We start from the raw sequence: 15,940 nt of genomic DNA on the forward strand, positions 1-15,940 counted from the left end.
CCTCAGGCGCGGGACCATCAGGAAGAGGTGGCGAAGCTTATCGACGTCACCACCTGTATCGGCTGTAAAGCGTGTCAGGTGGCGTGTTCTGAATGGAACGACATCCGTGATGAAGTGGGCAACAACGTTGGGGTGTACGACAACCCGGCTGATTTGACCGCCAAATCCTGGACGGTGATGCGCTTCTCGGAAGTGGAACAAAACGACAAACTGGAGTGGCTTATCCGCAAGGATGGCTGTATGCACTGCGCCGATCCGGGCTGCCTGAAGGCGTGTCCGGCTGAAGGCGCAATCATTCAGTATGCCAACGGTATCGTCGACTTCCAGTCCGAGCAGTGCATCGGCTGTGGCTACTGCATCGCGGGCTGCCCGTTCGACGTACCGCGCCTCAATCCGGAAGACAACCGCGTCTACAAATGTACGCTGTGCGTTGACCGTGTCGTGGTCGGGCAAGAACCGGCCTGCGTGAAAACCTGCCCAACCGGCGCCATTCATTTCGGCACCAAAGAGTCGATGAAAACGCTGGCAGGCGAGCGCGTGACGGAGCTGAAAACGCGTGGTTACGAAAACGCGGGTCTGTACGATCCGGCAGGCGTTGGCGGTACGCACGTGATGTACGTATTGCACCATGCCGACAAGCCGAATCTGTACCACGGTCTGCCGGAGAATCCGGAAATCAGCGCCACCGTGAAATTCTGGAAAGGCATCTGGAAACCTCTCGCAGCCGTCGGCTTTGCAGCGACATTTGCGGCCAGTATCTTCCATTACGTCGGTGTCGGCCCGAACCGCGCGGAAGAGGAAGAAGACAACCTGCATGAAGAAAAAGACGAGGTGCGCAAATGAAACGACGTGACACCATCGTGCGCTACACGGCGCCGGAACGCATCAACCACTGGATCACCGCCTTCTGCTTCATTCTGGCGGCAGTGAGCGGGATGGGCTTTCTCTTCCCGTCTTTTAACTGGCTGATGCACATTATGGGCACTCCGCAACTGGCGCGAATTGTGCACCCGTTTGTCGGCGTGATCATGTTTGCCTCGTTTATCATCATGTTTTTCCGTTACTGGCACCACAATCTAATCAATCGGGATGATATCTTTTGGGCGAAGAATATTCGTAAGATTGTCGTCAACGAGGAAGTAGGTGACACGGGACGTTATAACTTCGGCCAGAAATGCGTATTCTGGGCGGCGATTATCTTCCTGGTCCTGTTGCTGGTGAGCGGAGTGGTCATCTGGCGTCCGTATTTTGCGCCTGCTTTCTCAATCCCGGTGATCCGATTCGCGTTAATGCTGCATTCATTTGCCGCAGTAGCGCTAATTGTGGTTATCATGGTGCACATTTACGCCGCCCTTTGGGTGAAAGGCACCATTACCGCGATGGTGGAAGGATGGGTTACCAGTTCATGGGCGAAGAAACATCACCCGCGCTGGTACCGTGAAGTCCGCCAGAAACAGGAAAAGTCATCTGAATGAGTATTCGCATAATCCCGCAAGATGAGCTGGAGAAGAGCGAGAAACGCACGGCGGATATGATTCCGCCGTTATTATTCCCCAGACTCAAAAATTTGTATAACCGCCGTGCTGAGCGACTGCGCGAGCTGGCCGAGAACAACCCGCTGGGCGATTACCTGCGCTTTGCCGCGCTGATCGCCCACGCGCAGGAAGTGGTGCTGTACGACCATCCGCTGCAGATGGATCTGACCGCGCGCATCAAAGAAGCGAACGATCAGGGCAAACCGCCGCTGGATATCCACGTCCTGCCACGCGACAAGCACTGGCAAAAGCTGCTGCAGTCGTTGATTGCTGAGCTGAAGCCAGAGATGAGCGGTCCGGCGCTCGCCGTGATCGAGAATCTGGAAAAAGCCTCAGAGCAGGAGCTGGAGCTGATGGCCAGCGCGCTGTTTGCCTCTGATTTTGCCTCCGTCAGCAGCGACAAAGCACCGTTCATTTGGGCTGCCCTGTCGCTCTACTGGGCGCAGATGGCAAGCCTGATCCCCGGCAAAGCCCGTGCGGAATACGGTGAACAGCGTCAGTACTGCCCGGTGTGTGGTTCAATGCCGGTCTCCAGCATGGTGCAAATCGGTACCACCCAGGGTCTGCGTTATCTGCACTGCAACCTGTGCGAAACCGAGTGGCACGTGGTGCGCGTGAAGTGCAGCAACTGCGAGCAGAGCCGTGATTTGAACTACTGGTCACTGGATAACGAACAGGCGGCAATCAAAGCTGAAAGCTGCGGCGACTGCGGGACTTACCTGAAGATTCTCTATCAGGAAAAAGACCCGAAAGTCGAAGCCGTGGCCGACGATCTCGCTTCACTGATGCTGGACGCGCACATGGAGCAGGAGGGCTTTGCCCGCAGTTCCATCAACCCGTTCCTGTTCCCGGGTGAAGGGGAGTAAGGTCTTCACACTACCGGGCGGCGTAGGTCGCCCGGGTTATAATGTATACGGTGTGACCACACCGGATAGGCCTGCAAAATCCTTAGTATTTCGCGTAACCAGCGTAAGACGATGAATCTGTGCTGTTGCCAGAATAATGGCATCCGGCAATTTCATCCCATATTCCTGCCTGATACTCACGCTTCGTTCAGCAATATCCTGTGAAACACCGATCACGTTAAAAGCGCTCAACGCAACGCGTGTGCGGGATTCCTGATGGTATTTTTTTGCACCCACCATCACCTCCATCCATGTAATGAGGCTGATTGCATTCTGCGGCGGCCATGTTTCTATCGCTTGCTTTGCTTCACTCCGTCCACTAAACAGGTCGATGAGGATGTTGGTATCAAAAAGCGCGGATCCTTTGACCATTACCATTCCTCACGAAGTTTGCGTTGGTACTCAACGCCATCTTCTTCACAACCTTTCCAGAGTCCGAGAGCGCTGGAAATAGTCGTTTCAGCCTGTTCCTGCCTTTCCAGATACTGCTCAACGGCCTCCCGCAAGAGTTCAGCTCGCGGCAGGTTACGCTGCACCTTGAGGTCATCAAGACGTTTAATCACTTCGTCTGATAAATCGAGTAAAATTCTGCCCATATCCATCCCAGCCATCATACTCACATATACCTCCAGTATATCATCAGCGATTAATTTCCACACAACATACACCTGGGAAAAGCGGGAAAATAGCTTTCACGTGAACGATTTTTACTTTTGCGAGCCGCTTTCCAGAATCATAACGCCCCTTTTTTTCCCATTTTCATTTGTGAGTATCCAGGTTATAAACCTGTATATCCATACAGATAAGAGTATTTAAAAATGGCACTGGAAAGCGGGATTGCGCAGTTAGTTGAGGCATTTATCGCGGCGGGACGCCCTTCTTCCCGCGAACAGAATATTGATGACCGGAGAGCGGGCTATATTGCCAGTACGGCGTTGGCCGGAGAAACAGAAACCCGCGTACAGGTTGAAGATATTGAACTCGATACCATGACGTTTCGCGTTGTTTCGCCTCTTAACTCTGCGGAAACGCTGCCCTGCGTCATTTACTATCATGGCGGATGTTTTGTCAGCGGTGGGTTTGCTACGCATGATAACCAACTAAGGCAGCTCGCCTGGTTCAGCGGCTGTAGGGTCATTGCAGTACAGTACCGCCTTGCGCCAGAGCATACTTTCCCGGCAGCACATAACGACGCTGAAACCGGGGCCAATATCATCTGGAAATATGCCCAGAAACTGGGAGTCGATCGCGAGCGCATAACCCTTGCTGGCGACAGCGCGGGCGGGCACCTGGCGCTGGTCACAGCACTACGCCTGAAAGCGGCCAGGCAATGGCAACCTGCACAGCTTATGCTGATCTACCCGATGCTGGACGCAACCGCCAGGTTTGCGAGCTATGACCATAATGGACAGGATTACATTATCACCCGCGACACGCTGCTTTCGGGCTACGAAATGTATATGCCGAAAACCGATCCATTGCATCCCGAAGTCAGCCCACTCTGGCGTGAAGACTTCAACGGTTTACCGCCCACGCACATCATTACCGCTGAATTTGACCCACTGTGCGATGAAGGAGAGGCCCTGTTTCACCAGCTCCAGAAGCAAGGTGTGGACTGCACCTGTCAGCGCTATCCCGGCGTTATCCACGGATTTTTTCAGTTAGGAGGCGTAAGCCAGACAGCGCGAAACGCAATGCGCGAGGTGGCCTGGCGTGTTAGAAGCCCATCAGCGGAGATAATTTCTTAATATTCAATGTTGTTTTCAACTTGAAAACATGATGGCATTGCGTTAGATTGTTTTCAGGTTGAAAACTATGTAATGGAACTACATCGTGCATGTTATCAGCCGAAAACCATTCAATGAGGGTATGCTCATGTATCCAAACCATGGGCTTGCTCTCTCTGAGTTGCTGAATGTTTTGGAGAAAAAAACATTCAATCACCCTGAAGAGATGAAACAGTATATTCCTTCTCTTGATAATTTTAAGTACAGGAATAAATGGTGGGTAATTGATGTTTCTGGTAACAACCTGAGACTCATTGCCTACATAGATTTCAGGTTACATAAGGTATTTGTGAAGCATATCGTTCTCCACGCCGAATATGACAAACTGACAGAATATTATCGGGGCCATAAAGAATGAGATCTCATCGTCATATGGACGCAGCCAGCGCAAAAAAGATCGTTGATACCTTCAGTTGTGCTGTAAAAACGATCCCTCTTTTGGGGGAAGAACGCAATGAAACGGAGTATCGAAGGGCACTAGCGCTAGTAGAGTTTCTGGTTGACCACGACGATCTTGAAAACCCACTATTTGAATTACTTAGTGCCCGAATCAGTGAATACGAAAAACATGCACCAGAATTCAGAGCGCTCAATCAACACCTGAAACAAATCCCCTCTGGCGTTTCCGTATTGCGTACGCTCATGGATCAGTACGGATTAAAAGCCACCGACCTCGCCAACGAACTTGGTTCTAAATCGAACGTCAGCAACATCCTAAATGGCCGTAGAGCACTGACTGTAAGCCATATTAAAGCGCTTGCAGAACGCTTTAAACTTCCGGCAGATGCATTTATCGAGTAGAGGGTATCCCCCTACTCTTCCTCGTTACCGCCCTCTTCATATGCGCCAAACGGTTTTGCGGGTAGCACAATGTAAGTACCTTCAAACACGACGCCCGCCGTGTCATCGCCAAATACCCCGACCTGCATCTGCACGCGCGCCTTGCGGCCTCTTGCCAGACGATCAAGGTCACCGCTCAGCGAGCCCAGATCGGCAATAGCAGTTGGTTTCCCGGTGATTGGCCTGCTGTAGCGGATATGCGCATCGGCGAGGATAATCGTTCCCCCCAGATGACGCTCACGCAGCATCAGCCAGATAAGTCCCCAGCCCGTTAGCGTCGCCAGTGAAAACAGGCTTCCGGCAAACAGCGTGTGGTGCGGATTCTGATTGCCCGTCTCGGGCATCGTCGTAATAAATTTCTGCCCGGTGTACTGCTGAATACGCACGCCCATTTTCTCACTCAATGGAATATGTTCGTACCAGGCTTGCTGTAGCTGTCCACACCAGTCACCGCGATGGAGAATATCGTCCAGCGTCGCAATGGGCTTAATCATCAGGAAGTGACGGACCGGCGTGGTTTGCGGCGTGGTGATTTCTCCCTGGCTCACAAAACCGAGCTTGGCGAAAAATTCGACCGCATCTTCACGGGCGCTACAGGTTACACGCTTTACTCCTTCCTGACGTGCCACAGACTCCAGAGTCATCGCCATCAGCGTGCCCAACCCTTTCTCTTGCACGGAGGGATCTACGGCCATAAAACGTATGGAGGCTTCGTTATCCGCATTGATATACAAACGCCCTACCGCAACCAGATTCCCCTCTTCGTCCACCACCATCTGGTGATGCGCCATCGCGTCCCAGGCATCCCGTTCGGAGCCTTTTGGCTGGTGCAATGGTTTACGCAGCATCTCCCAGCGAAACTGGTAGTAGCGCTCCAATTCTTCTTCTGTTTGCGGTACTCGAAGGTGATACATAGTTGTATTCTCTCTTGTTACCCGCGACCACGCCGGAAGCTGGTTCATACTTGTAACCAGAACGTCACGGGGCCATCATTTACCAGCGAAACCTGCATATCAGCAGCGAATCGCCCGGTTTGCGTATTCATTTCCTGTTGGCGGCAACGCTCAACAAAGTACTCATACAGCGCTTCTGCCCGCTCGGGCGCTGCGCCTTTCGAAAACCCCGGGCGCATGCCGCGTTCGGTATCTGCCGCCAGCGTAAACTGTGAAACCACCAGCACGCTGCCGCCTGACTGCTGCACGTTGAGGTTCATTTTGCCTTCGGCATCGCTAAAGATTCGATAGCCGAGTACGCGCTCGCACAGGCGGTTCGCTTTCTGTTCGTCATCATCCCTTTCGACACCTAACAGGACCAAAAGTCCTGGGCCAATTTCACCCGTCACCTCGCCCTCCACGGTGACGCTGGCACGGGTTACGCGCTGAATTAATGCAATCATGGTTGCTCTGCTTCTTCTTGTTCTGCGGCTTGTTTAAGTTTGCGGTATTCCCCGAGAGTGACAGTTATTTCCGCGCCTAGCAAGACGATACACCACGTCCAGTAAACCCAGACGAATAAAATGGGGATCACCGCCAGGACGCCGTAAATGAGCTGATACGACGGGAACATCGTGATGTAGAGCGCAAATCCTTTCTTCCCGGCTTCGAACAACACGGCGGCCACAAAAGCGCCAATCACCGCATCACGATTAGGGACGCGCGTAGTCGGTACAATGCTGTAGAGGAGCCAGAATGAGAGCCAGGAAAGCACCAGCGGGAAAATACGCAGGACGTTATCAATCACCGTGTTAAGATCGCTGGCCCAGCGCAATGACAACAGATAAGAGCTGATCGCCAGACTGGCTCCCGCCAGCAGCGGCCCCAGCGTTAAAATCATCCAGTAGACGGCGAAAGAGTAAACTTTGGGACGCGTGCGCCTGCTGCGCCAGATAGTATTCAGCGCGTTATCAATGGCATACATCAGCAATAATGCTGTGACAATCAGCCCGCATGCCCCGACTGCCGTCATTTTGTTCGAGTTGGCGACAAACTGTTCGATATAACGTTGAATGACGTCTCCCGTCGCCGGGATAAAGTTTGCGAAAATAAAATGACGTAGCTGGACACTGACGTCGGAAAACATCGGAAATGCGGCGAAAAGCGCAAATACGACGGCAATAAGCGGCACTAATGAGAGCAATGAAACGTAGGCAAGATTCCCTGCCAGCGTCGTCATGTTGTCCTCATCAATCCGCTGCCATAGTAGCTTCAGCCAGTCTCGTACAGGACGCGTATGATGCCTGGCCTGTTGCCGAACATTTTTTAGCATAACAACGTCGCGAAATAGTCAGGAATCGTCTTTTTATCGACGACCTGGATACTGGTGATCCCTAACCGGTTAGCCCCTTCAATATTATCGGCGTTATCGTCAAAAAAGACCGCATCCTGCGCAGAAAAACCTTCAGACTGCAGGACGTGCTGGTAAATTCGCGCTTCCGGTTTACGCATGCCCAGGTCCTGGGAAAGATAAATATGGTCAGCAGCCTGACGGATCTCGGGGTATTCATCCGGCCAAAACGTGGTGTGCAGGCGGTTAGTATTTGATAACACAACGACACGATGCCCCTGCTCACGCAGCTTATGCATGATGTCGATAACCTCAGGGCGCAAGGCGACAAACACGGCCTGCCAGCCGTGAGAGAACTGCTCGTAACTTAGCGGCAGCGCCATCTCGTGACATAGCGCCTCGGCAAAGGCTTCATCCGTTATTTCGCCTCGCTCGTGCTGGTGAAAAGCCTCCCCCATGGTGAAACTTTGCTTTAGCGAAGCCAACGGTACACGACTTAGATCGCTCCATGTGCCCAACACGCGGTTGAAGTCGATATCGACAATCACATTACCCAAATCAAAGATATAGAGCATGCCCTTCTCCTTATTCGCCGTGGATGAATAACTGTAGCGGGAAAGGAGAAGTTTGACTATGTGAGAGTGATGGCTGCGAAGTTATCGGGCCATCATTGGGAAGAATTACACAGCCAGAGCATCATCCTGTGAAGGACTCACCTGCACAATTTCCACCTGCTGTGACTGGAGTAAATTGTGCAATGCCGGACCTGGGTATTCATCAGTAAACAGCGCAGTTACCTGAGACACGTTACCAATTTCTACCGCGGCAGAAGCCGTATATTTCGTATGATCCGCTGCCAGCAGAATGTGTCTTGAATGGGACATCATCGTTTTCACTACGCTGGCCTCGTTAACATCAAACTCCAGCAGCGCGCCGTCACTTTCAATCGCGCCAACGCTGGTAACCAGGTAGTCGGCCCGAAAATCAGCGACAAATGCCGAGGCAGAAGGACCAATAATGCCGCTGTTGTGCGGGCGTAACGTTCCACCTGGTACCATAACTTCAAAACGCGGATTGTTATACAGAATATGCGCCACGCGCAGGCTGTTGGTGATGATGCGCAAATGGTTATGGTTTAACAGCGCGCGGGCCACCTGCTCCACGGTGGTGCCTATGGTAATAAACACCGTCGAACCGTCAGGAATATAGTCAGCCACCGCCTCCGCAATGGCTTTCTTCTCTTCCGTCCACGAGACTTCACGCTGCTCAAAAGCCGTATTCACCACGCTGGAGGCTCTGCCCGCGCCACCATGATGACGCGTAATTAATCCCTGCTCGCTGAGTTTACGAATATCACGACGCACGGTCTGCGTGGACACGTCCAGCAGGCTGGCCAGCTCGTCGATATTCATATAACCGCGCTCGCTAATCAGCATCAACAGCTGATCGTGCCGCGGGTTACCGGTCAGTTCGGTAAGACTCATGAAATTTCCTCGAAAAACCATTGCCCTGGCATTTTATACAAAAAGTGACAGAAAAGATCGGGTTTGATCACAGTCAGGGATTCCAGCCCTTCCTCCCGGACGCGTGCATTTTAGCGCAGCAACCCCACTGGCGAACCTGACCGCGTCTTCCGGGGCATCACCACCCGCCAGGCTGAATGCAAGCGCACCGTGGAAAACGTCTCCGGCCCCCGTAGTATCCACTACGTCGACTTTAAATCCAGATTGATGCTGCAACGTATTATTTTTTATCCAGTCACAGCCCTCACTGCCACGCGTCACATAAACATGACCATTTGTGAGCGTTTGCGATTTTTTTAGTCCAACGACAGGATCGGTTATCCCGGTTAAACGCGCCAGACCCGGTTCAGAGAACGCCGCATGATCGCTCAACGCCACCAGCTCACTGATATCTTGTGGCGTGACGTCACCATCCAGTACCGTCATCACTCCCGCCCGACGCGCCAGCGTGAACGCCTGCCTGGCGCCTTCGTGCCAGCGAACATCCGCCAGAACCACATCCCACTGAGAAAAATCGATCTCGTTGAGCCAGTCAGCGTCATGCAGTAAGTCCGGGCTGGGGTAGTTAACGATAATACGCTCCCCTTGCGCATCCACCATAATCGCCGATTGTGAAGACTTTGCCCCCGCATAGCGCCGGGTGTAGCGGGTGTTTACCCCCAGGGATTCCAGCTCCGCCAGCAGGCTGTTTCCGGTGTCGTCATCGCCCACACGGCCAATAAAGTCCACCTGCGCGCCCAGCTTCGCTGCAGCCACTGCGGCCGTTGCAGCAGGCCCGCCGCCCACTTCCGTATAGCGCTTCGCCACATATTTACCTCCTTCAGTCGGTAAACCTTCTACGTAATAGATGCGATCCATCACGGTAATACCCACACAAGCAACACGAATCATGGTCATTCCTTAGGCGTTTCAAGATGGGATCATTTTAATTTCACAAAATGTTTAAAAAGTGACGGCTGTCAATTTTTTGACCATAAATTACAAATACGATCAAAAACAGACAAAAACAAACGACCTTAAATGACAAAAAATGACATCCACGTCTCAGGAGAACGTTATGGCAGTTATAGCATTTATCGGATTAGGTCAGATGGGTTCACCCATGGCGAGCAACTTGCTGAAGCAGGGTCATCAACTCAGCGTCTTTGACGTTAACCCGGATGCCGTTCAGCGCCTGGTGGAAAAAGGAGCCCAACCTGCCAACAGCCCGGCTCAGGCAGCAAAAGGGGCAGAATTTGTTATCACAATGCTGCCAAACGGCGATCTGGTGCGCAGCGTACTGTTCGGCGAGCAGGGTATCTGTGAAAGCCTTTCCCCACAGGCATTAGTGATTGATATGTCGACTATTCACCCACTGCAAACCGACAAACTGATCGCCGATATGCGTGACAAAGGCTTCGACATGATGGATTGCCCGGTTGGACGTACCTCCGATCACGCTATCGCAGGAACGCTGTTGCTGCTGGCAGGTGGAACGGCACAGCAGGTAGAACGCGCCACACCGGTTCTGATGGCGATGGGCAATGAATTGATCAACGCAGGCGGTCCCGGTATGGGCATTCGCGTCAAGCTCATCAATAACTACATGAGCATCGCGTTAAACGCCCTGTCTGCCGAAGCCGCCGTGTTGTGCGAAGCGCTCGGCCTCTCCTTCGATGTGGCCTTGCAAGTCATGAGCGGCACTCCCGCCGGGAAAGGCCACTTCACTACATCATGGCCGAACAAAGTGCTGAAAGGCGATCTTTCCCCGGCGTTCATGATCGATTTAGCTCATAAGGATCTTGGCATCGCGCTGGACGTTGCCAACCAACTACATGTGCCGATGCCGCTCGGTGCCGCATCCCGCGAAGTCTATAACCAGGCACGCGCCGCTGGCCGTGGCCGGGAAGACTGGACGGCCATTCTTGAACAGGTTCGCGCATCCGCCGGGCTAAATAAACACACAGATAAGTAAGGACTGAACAATGACGAAGTACACCCTGAAAGATATCACCCGAGCTTCCGGCGGTTTTGCCATGCTGGCAGTCGATCAGCGCGAAGCCATGCGCTTAATGTTTGCCGCAGCGGGTGCAAAATCCCCGGTCAATGACAGCGTGCTGACCGATTTCAAAGTCAATGCGGCAAAGATCCTGTCCCCCTATGCCTCCGCCATTCTGGTGGATCAGCAGTTCTGCTACCGCCAGGTAGTAGAGCAAAACGCGGTAGCCAAAAGCTGCGCCATGATTGTGGCCGCTGATGAGTTTATTCCGGGTAACGGAATTCCGGTCGATAGCGTGGTGATTGATAAAAAAATCAACCCGCAGGCTGTGAAGCAAGATGGTGCCAAGGCTCTCAAACTGCTGGTGCTGTGGCGTAGCGATGAAGATGCCCAACAGCGTCTGGACATGGTGAAAGAATTCAATGCGCTATGCCATTCCAATGGGCTGCTGAGCATCATCGAGCCGGTTGTTCGCCCACCGCGTCGTGGCGATAAGTTCTGCCGTGAACAGGCCATCATCGATGCCGCGAAAGAGCTGGGCGATAGCGGTGCCGATCTCTACAAGGTCGAAATGCCGCTGTACGGCAAAGGAACCCAACAGGAATTGCTTAGCGCCTCTCAGCGCCTGAATGAAAACATCAACATGCCGTGGGTCATTCTCTCCTCTGGTGTGGATGAAAAACTGTTCCCACGCGCGGTCAGCGTAGCAATGACCGCAGGCGCATCCGGCTTCCTGGCCGGGCGTGCGGTCTGGTCATCCGTTGTGGGCCTGCCGGATACCGAACTGATGCTGCGTGATGTTTCCGCACCGAAGTTGCAGCGTCTGGGCGATATCGTCGACGAAATGATGGCCCGCCGCTAATAGAGGATCAAAGCATGAAATGGTTTAACACCCTAAGCCACAACCGCTGGCTGGAACAAGAAACCGATCGCATCTTTAACTTTGGTAAGAACGCGGCGGTGCCCACCGGGTTTGGTTGGTTAGGAAACAGTGGTCAGGTCAGAGCGGATATGGGAACACATCTGTGGATCACCGCCCGCATGCTGCACGTCTATTCCGTTGCCGCCTCCATGGGTCGCCCAGGTGCATATCAACTCGTCGACCACGGCATTAAGGCGCTGAACGGCGCGCTACGCGACACACGCTACGGCGGTTGGTACGCCTGCGTCAATGACGAAGGCGTGATGGATGCCTCCAAACAGGGCTATCAGCATTTCTTCGTTTTACTTGGCGCGGCAAGCGCGGTCACTACCGGTCATCCACAGGCCAGGAAATTGCTGGATGACGCCATCGAGGTGATTGAGAAGTACTTCTGGAGCGAAGACGAACAAATGTGCCTGGAGTCCTGGGACGAAGCCTTCAGCCAGACAGAAGATTATCGCGGCGGCAACGCTAACATGCACGCGGTCGAGGCTTTCCTGATCGTGTATGACGTTACTCATGACCGTAAATGGCTCGATCGCGCACTGCGTATCGCTTCGGTGATTATTCACGACGTGGCCCGTAGCGGGGAGTACCGCGTCAACGAACACTTCGATTCACAGTGGAATCCAATCCGCGATTACAACAAGGACAACCCAGCTCACCGTTTCCGCGCCTACGGTGGCACGCCGGGTCACTGGATCGAGTGGGGCCGCCTGATGCTGCATCTACATGCCGCGCTGGAAGCTCGCTTCGAAACGCCGCCTGCCTGGCTGCTGGAAGATGCAAAAGGACTTTTCCACGCCACTATCCGCGACGCCTGGGCACCGGACGGCGCAGATGGTTTTGTCTATTCGGTGGATTGGGACGGCAAACCGATCGTTCGCGAAAGAGTGCGCTGGCCGATAGTCGAAGCGATGGGTACCGCCTACGCCCTGTACACCCTCACAGGCGACAGCCAGTACGAAGCCTGGTACCAGAAATGGTGGGATTACTGCATCACCTACCTGATGGATTACGAGACCGGTTCATGGTGGCAGGAGCTGGACACCGATAACAAGGTGACCACCAAAGTCTGGGACGGCAAGCAGGACATTTATCACCTGCTGCACTGCCTGGTGATCCCGCGTCTGCCGCTGGCTCCGGGCCTTGCACCGGCAGTTGCCGCCGGTCTGCTGGATATCAACGCTAAATAAGTAACAAGGTGGGCTGCCATGCATAGCGGTGGAAAAACCATACATCTTCAGGCCGGACACTATCAGGCGAAAATCGTCACGGTTGGCGCTGGGCTAGCGGAATTGACGCACCGTGGGCGTCATATCGTTATTCCCCACAAACCGGAAGAAATGCCGCTGGCACACTTGGGGAAAGTGTTAATCCCCTGGCCAAACCGCGTTGTAGACGGCAGCTATCACTATAACGGCAAGGATTACCAGCTTGCCGTTAACGACTCAGTTTCACATACCGCCATTCATGGGTTACTGGCCTGGCGGGACTGGCAGATTACCCAGCAGTCGGCATCGGAAGTGTCGCTGACGATTTTTCTGCCGCCTTCTTATGGTTATCCCTTCGCGCTGGTTTCAGAGGTGATTTACCGACTGGAGGCAACCCGTGGACTGCACGTTTTTATCCGCACACAGAATGTGGGTGACGAAATCGCGCCGTATGGCGCGGGCGCACATCCCTACTTGACCTGCAATCTGCAACCCATTGATGACTGTGAATTAACACTCCCGGTGAGTGAAGAAACATGTGATGAACGATATTTCACCACGCCGCAACGCATTGCGCAGACCGCTATCGACCATACGTTCAGGACTCTGCCACCTGACGATGAGTGGGAAGTCAGGATGACCAGCCCATCGCAAAACATGTCCACTTTTTTACGCAGCCACCAACCCTGGTTGCAAGTGTATACCGGCGAAAAATTAGCACGGCGTGGCCTGGCGGTTGAACCGATGACCTGCCCGCCAGACGCCTTTAACTCCGGAATTAGCCTGATTCATCTCGCGCCCGGAGAACAACATCAGATGCATTTTTTAATCGGCAGTGAATAACAGATTTCCGACAAATTACCGAATTACCCTATTTTTACGGAGACAATAATGAATTCGCTACAACAACGGTCAACCGCCTTAGAACTCACATCATTACCTGATGGATTTGCTTTAACGTACCACCAGCGCCTGATTTTACGCCACAGCACAGAAAACCCCTGCCTGTGGATCGGCGCTGGTGTTGCCGACATTGACATGTTTCGCGGCAACTTCAGCATTAAAGACAAGCTCAATGAGAAAATTGCCCTGACCGACGCCACGGTCAGCGAGTCGCCTGACGGCTGGCGGGTGCATTTCAGCCGCGGTGATACCATCAACGCCACGCTGCATATTTCTACCGATGAACAAGGTCGCCTGAAGCTGGATCTGCACAACGGCGATCTCAACCATAACCGCATTTGGCTGCGACTGGCCGCTAATCCAGACGATCATATCTACGGCTGCGGCGAACAGTTCTCTTACTTCGACTTACGCGGTAAACCTTTCCCGCTGTGGACCAGCGAACAGGGCGTGGGCCGAAACAAAAACAGCTATGTCACCTGGCAAGCCGACTGTAAAGAGAACGCCGGCGGCGACTACTACTGGACCTTCTTCCCGCAACCGACCTTCGTCAGCACGCAGAAGTACTACTGCCACGTTGATAACAGTTGCTATATGAATTTCGACTTCAGCGCGCCGGAGTATCACGAACTGGCGCTGTGGGAGGACAAAACCACCCTGCGTTTTGAATGCGCTGATACCTACATCTCTCTGCTGGAAAAATTGACTGCACTGTTAGGACGCCAGCCGGAGCTGCCGGACTGGATCTACGATGGCGTCACGCTCGGTATTCAGGGCGGTACTGAGGTTTGCCAGAGCAAACTGGACACCATGCGTAACGCAGGCGTGAAAGTAAACGGCATCTGGGCGCAGGACTGGTCTGGCATCCGTATGACCTCCTTTGGCAAGCGCGTGATGTGGAACTGGAAATGGAACAGCGACAATTATCCGCAGTTGGATAGCCGTATTAAGCAGTGGAAAGAAGAAGGCGTGCAGTTCCTCTCCTACATCAACCCGTATGTTGCCAGCGATAAAGATCTCTGTGCCGAAGCGGCCAAACACGGTTATCTGGCGAAAGATGCATCCGGCGGCGATTACCTCGTAGAGTTTGGCGAGTTTTACGGCGGCGTGGTCGATCTGACCAACCCGGAAGCCTACGACTGGTTCAAAGAGGTCATCAAGAAAAACATGATCGAACTGGGCTGCGGCGGCTGGATGGCGGATTTTGGCGAATACCTGCCGACAGATACGTATCTGCACAACGGCGTCAGCGCCGAGATCATGCACAACGCCTGGCCCGCACTGTGGGCGAAATGTAACTACGAAGCGCTACAGGAGACCGGCAAACTCGGCGAGATCCTGTTCTTTATGCGTGCGGGTTACACCGGCAGCCAGAAATACTCCACCATGATGTGGGCGGGCGATCAGAACGTGGACTGGAGCCTTGACGACGGTCTGGCTTCCGTCGTTCCTGCGGCGCTGTCGCTGGCGATGACCGGTCACGGCCTGCACCACAGCGATATCGGCGGCTACACCACGTTGTTTGACATGAAACGCAGCAAAGAACTGCTGCTGCGCTGGTGTGACTTCAGCGCCTTCACGCCGATGATGCGCACCCACGAAGGTAACCGCCCAGGCGATAACTGGCAGTTTGATGGTGATGCTGAAACCATCGCCCACTTTGCACGAATGACCACCGTGTTTACCACCCTGAAACCGTATCTCAAACAGGCCGTCGCGCAAAACAGCGCTACCGGTCTGCCGGTGATGCGCCCGCTGTTCCTGCATTACGAAGACGATGCGCGGACCTATACCCTGAAATATCAGTACCTGCTGGGACAAGATCTGCTGGTTGCGCCGGTTCACGAACAAGGCAAGTCCGACTGGACCCTGTATCTGCCAGAGGATAGCTGGGTAAATGTCTGGACCGGGGAAACTTACCAGGGCGGTGAAATTACCGTGGATGCGCCTATTGGCAAGCCTCCGGTGTTTTATCGCGCGAAGAGTGAATGGGCGTCACTGTTTGCCACCTTACGCAACATCTAATACGGCTCGCCCGTGGGGAGACTCA

At 53.5% G+C, this 15,940-nt stretch carries 19 protein-coding genes; 11 read left to right on the forward strand and 8 right to left on the reverse strand.

Annotation, left to right across the window (positions count from 1 at the left end):
- The 3 genes from fdxH to fdhE all read left to right on the forward strand — a co-directional run.
- Positions 1-843, forward strand: an 843-nt coding sequence (gene fdxH, locus FDX03_RS21315) for a formate dehydrogenase subunit beta (RefSeq protein WP_137346553.1), incomplete at its 5' end; no start/stop codon positions are given.
- Complete coding sequence (gene fdoI, locus FDX03_RS21320) at positions 840-1,475, forward strand: formate dehydrogenase cytochrome b556 subunit (protein WP_003028686.1); 636 nt, start codon at positions 840-842, stop codon at positions 1,473-1,475. The genes fdxH and fdoI, both read left to right, overlap by 4 nt.
- Positions 1,472-2,401, forward strand: coding sequence for a formate dehydrogenase accessory protein FdhE (fdhE, locus tag FDX03_RS21325; RefSeq protein ID WP_003028685.1), 930 nt, complete (start codon positions 1,472-1,474; stop codon positions 2,399-2,401). Before fdoI ends, fdhE begins: the two co-directional genes overlap by 4 nt.
- Before the next feature lie 36 nt (positions 2,402-2,437).
- Here fdhE and FDX03_RS21330 read toward each other — a convergent pair whose 3' ends face one another.
- Positions 2,438-2,812, reverse strand: coding sequence for a type II toxin-antitoxin system VapC family toxin (locus FDX03_RS21330; RefSeq protein WP_101741972.1), 375 nt, complete (start codon positions 2,810-2,812; stop codon positions 2,438-2,440).
- Entirely contained in the window at positions 2,812-3,054 is a 243-nt protein-coding gene (locus FDX03_RS21335) for a CopG family transcriptional regulator (RefSeq protein ID WP_005121822.1), read from the reverse strand. Before FDX03_RS21335 ends, FDX03_RS21330 begins: the two co-directional genes overlap by 1 nt.
- A gap of 204 nt (positions 3,055-3,258) precedes the next feature.
- Between FDX03_RS21335 and FDX03_RS21340 the strand changes: the two genes are divergently transcribed.
- From FDX03_RS21340 to FDX03_RS21350, 3 genes are all read left to right on the forward strand, one after another.
- Positions 3,259-4,188 carry an alpha/beta hydrolase gene (locus FDX03_RS21340; RefSeq protein WP_115644169.1) on the forward strand — a complete coding sequence of 310 codons (930 nt, stop codon included), beginning with the start codon at positions 3,259-3,261 and terminating at the stop codon, positions 4,186-4,188.
- 85 nt (positions 4,189-4,273) lie between these two features.
- On the forward strand, positions 4,274-4,585 hold the full coding sequence (locus FDX03_RS21345; RefSeq protein WP_048214029.1) for a type II toxin-antitoxin system HigB family toxin: 312 nt from the start codon (positions 4,274-4,276) through the stop codon (positions 4,583-4,585).
- Positions 4,582-5,028 (forward strand): helix-turn-helix domain-containing protein, encoded by a 447-nt coding sequence (locus FDX03_RS21350; RefSeq protein ID WP_040233078.1) that lies wholly within the window; start codon positions 4,582-4,584, stop codon positions 5,026-5,028. The genes FDX03_RS21345 and FDX03_RS21350 overlap by 4 nt, the downstream gene beginning before the upstream one ends.
- Before the next feature lie 11 nt (positions 5,029-5,039).
- Here the strand turns inward: FDX03_RS21350 and fabY are convergent, their stop codons facing one another.
- From fabY to FDX03_RS21380, 6 genes are all read right to left on the reverse strand, one after another.
- The gene (gene fabY / locus FDX03_RS21355) at positions 5,040-5,981 is read right to left on the reverse strand and encodes a fatty acid biosynthesis protein FabY (protein WP_048214031.1); all 942 of its coding nucleotides are present in this window, start codon (positions 5,979-5,981) and stop codon (positions 5,040-5,042) included.
- A gap of 44 nt (positions 5,982-6,025) precedes the next feature.
- Complete coding sequence (gene dtd / locus FDX03_RS21360) at positions 6,026-6,463, reverse strand: D-aminoacyl-tRNA deacylase (RefSeq protein WP_003028671.1); 438 nt, start codon at positions 6,461-6,463, stop codon at positions 6,026-6,028.
- Positions 6,460-7,332: a virulence factor BrkB family protein gene (locus FDX03_RS21365; protein ID WP_048214032.1), complete on the reverse strand. Its 873-nt coding sequence runs from the start codon at positions 7,330-7,332 to the stop codon at positions 6,460-6,462. The genes dtd and FDX03_RS21365 overlap by 4 nt, the downstream gene beginning before the upstream one ends.
- Complete coding sequence (gene yihX, locus FDX03_RS21370) at positions 7,326-7,925, reverse strand: glucose-1-phosphatase (RefSeq protein ID WP_048214033.1); 600 nt, start codon at positions 7,923-7,925, stop codon at positions 7,326-7,328. The genes FDX03_RS21365 and yihX overlap by 7 nt, the downstream gene beginning before the upstream one ends.
- Positions 7,926-8,030: 105 nt before the next feature.
- Positions 8,031-8,834: a DeoR/GlpR family DNA-binding transcription regulator gene (locus tag FDX03_RS21375; RefSeq protein WP_003847907.1), complete on the reverse strand. Its 804-nt coding sequence runs from the start codon at positions 8,832-8,834 to the stop codon at positions 8,031-8,033.
- Between the two features lie 33 nt (positions 8,835-8,867).
- Complete coding sequence (locus tag FDX03_RS21380; RefSeq protein WP_048214034.1) at positions 8,868-9,764, reverse strand: sugar kinase; 897 nt, start codon at positions 9,762-9,764, stop codon at positions 8,868-8,870.
- Positions 9,765-9,930: 166 nt separating this feature from the next.
- Here FDX03_RS21380 and yihU point away from each other — a divergent pair, with 166 nt between their 5' ends.
- Genes yihU through FDX03_RS21405 form a run of 5 tightly spaced genes read left to right on the forward strand, consistent with a single transcriptional unit; the run spans position 9,931 to position 15,915 of the window.
- A complete protein-coding gene (yihU, locus tag FDX03_RS21385) occupies positions 9,931-10,827 on the forward strand; it encodes a sulfolactaldehyde 3-reductase (protein ID WP_137346554.1) in 897 nt (298 codons plus the stop codon).
- Positions 10,828-10,837: 10 nt separating this feature from the next.
- Positions 10,838-11,713 (forward strand): sulfofructosephosphate aldolase, encoded by an 876-nt coding sequence (yihT, locus tag FDX03_RS21390; RefSeq protein WP_137346555.1) that lies wholly within the window; start codon positions 10,838-10,840, stop codon positions 11,711-11,713.
- A 14-nt stretch (positions 11,714-11,727) separates the two neighbouring features.
- Positions 11,728-12,969, forward strand: coding sequence for a sulfoquinovose isomerase (gene yihS, locus FDX03_RS21395; protein WP_003028654.1), 1,242 nt, complete (start codon positions 11,728-11,730; stop codon positions 12,967-12,969).
- An 18-nt stretch (positions 12,970-12,987) separates the two neighbouring features.
- Positions 12,988-13,830: an aldose-1-epimerase gene (locus tag FDX03_RS21400; protein WP_115644174.1), complete on the forward strand. Its 843-nt coding sequence runs from the start codon at positions 12,988-12,990 to the stop codon at positions 13,828-13,830.
- 48 nt (positions 13,831-13,878) lie between these two features.
- Positions 13,879-15,915, forward strand: coding sequence for an alpha-glucosidase (locus FDX03_RS21405; protein WP_137346556.1), 2,037 nt, complete (start codon positions 13,879-13,881; stop codon positions 15,913-15,915).
- The last annotated feature ends 25 nt before the right edge of the window (positions 15,916-15,940 follow it).

The sequence above is a fragment of the Citrobacter sp. wls827 genome (assembly GCF_005280875.1).
Classification (GTDB): domain Bacteria; phylum Pseudomonadota; class Gammaproteobacteria; order Enterobacterales; family Enterobacteriaceae; genus Citrobacter; species Citrobacter youngae.

Bases quoted from the DNA above. Each gene is read 5' to 3' on its own strand.
- yihX (WP_048214033.1), bottom strand. From the start codon at position 7,925: ATGCTCTATATCTTTGATTTGGGTAATGTGATTGTCGATATCGACTTC.
- FDX03_RS21365 (WP_048214032.1), bottom strand. From the start codon at position 7,332: ATGCTAAAAAATGTTCGGCAACAGGCCAGGCATCATACGCGTCCTGTA.
- yihT (WP_137346555.1), top strand. From the start codon at position 10,838: ATGACGAAGTACACCCTGAAAGATATCACCCGAGCTTCCGGCGGTTTT.
- FDX03_RS21330 (WP_101741972.1), bottom strand. From the start codon at position 2,812: ATGGTCAAAGGATCCGCGCTTTTTGATACCAACATCCTCATCGACCTG.
- fdhE (WP_003028685.1), top strand. From the start codon at position 1,472: ATGAGTATTCGCATAATCCCGCAAGATGAGCTGGAGAAGAGCGAGAAA.
- FDX03_RS21375 (WP_003847907.1), bottom strand. From the start codon at position 8,834: ATGAGTCTTACCGAACTGACCGGTAACCCGCGGCACGATCAGCTGTTG.
- FDX03_RS21350 (WP_040233078.1), top strand. From the start codon at position 4,582: ATGAGATCTCATCGTCATATGGACGCAGCCAGCGCAAAAAAGATCGTT.
- FDX03_RS21335 (WP_005121822.1), bottom strand. From the start codon at position 3,054: ATGATGGCTGGGATGGATATGGGCAGAATTTTACTCGATTTATCAGAC.
- fdoI (WP_003028686.1), top strand. From the start codon at position 840: ATGAAACGACGTGACACCATCGTGCGCTACACGGCGCCGGAACGCATC.
- FDX03_RS21400 (WP_115644174.1), top strand. From the start codon at position 12,988: ATGCATAGCGGTGGAAAAACCATACATCTTCAGGCCGGACACTATCAG.
- FDX03_RS21340 (WP_115644169.1), top strand. From the start codon at position 3,259: ATGGCACTGGAAAGCGGGATTGCGCAGTTAGTTGAGGCATTTATCGCG.
- dtd (WP_003028671.1), bottom strand. From the start codon at position 6,463: ATGATTGCATTAATTCAGCGCGTAACCCGTGCCAGCGTCACCGTGGAG.
- FDX03_RS21405 (WP_137346556.1), top strand. From the start codon at position 13,879: ATGAATTCGCTACAACAACGGTCAACCGCCTTAGAACTCACATCATTA.
- FDX03_RS21380 (WP_048214034.1), bottom strand. From the start codon at position 9,764: ATGATTCGTGTTGCTTGTGTGGGTATTACCGTGATGGATCGCATCTAT.
- yihS (WP_003028654.1), top strand. From the start codon at position 11,728: ATGAAATGGTTTAACACCCTAAGCCACAACCGCTGGCTGGAACAAGAA.
- fabY (WP_048214031.1), bottom strand. From the start codon at position 5,981: ATGTATCACCTTCGAGTACCGCAAACAGAAGAAGAATTGGAGCGCTAC.
- yihU (WP_137346554.1), top strand. From the start codon at position 9,931: ATGGCAGTTATAGCATTTATCGGATTAGGTCAGATGGGTTCACCCATG.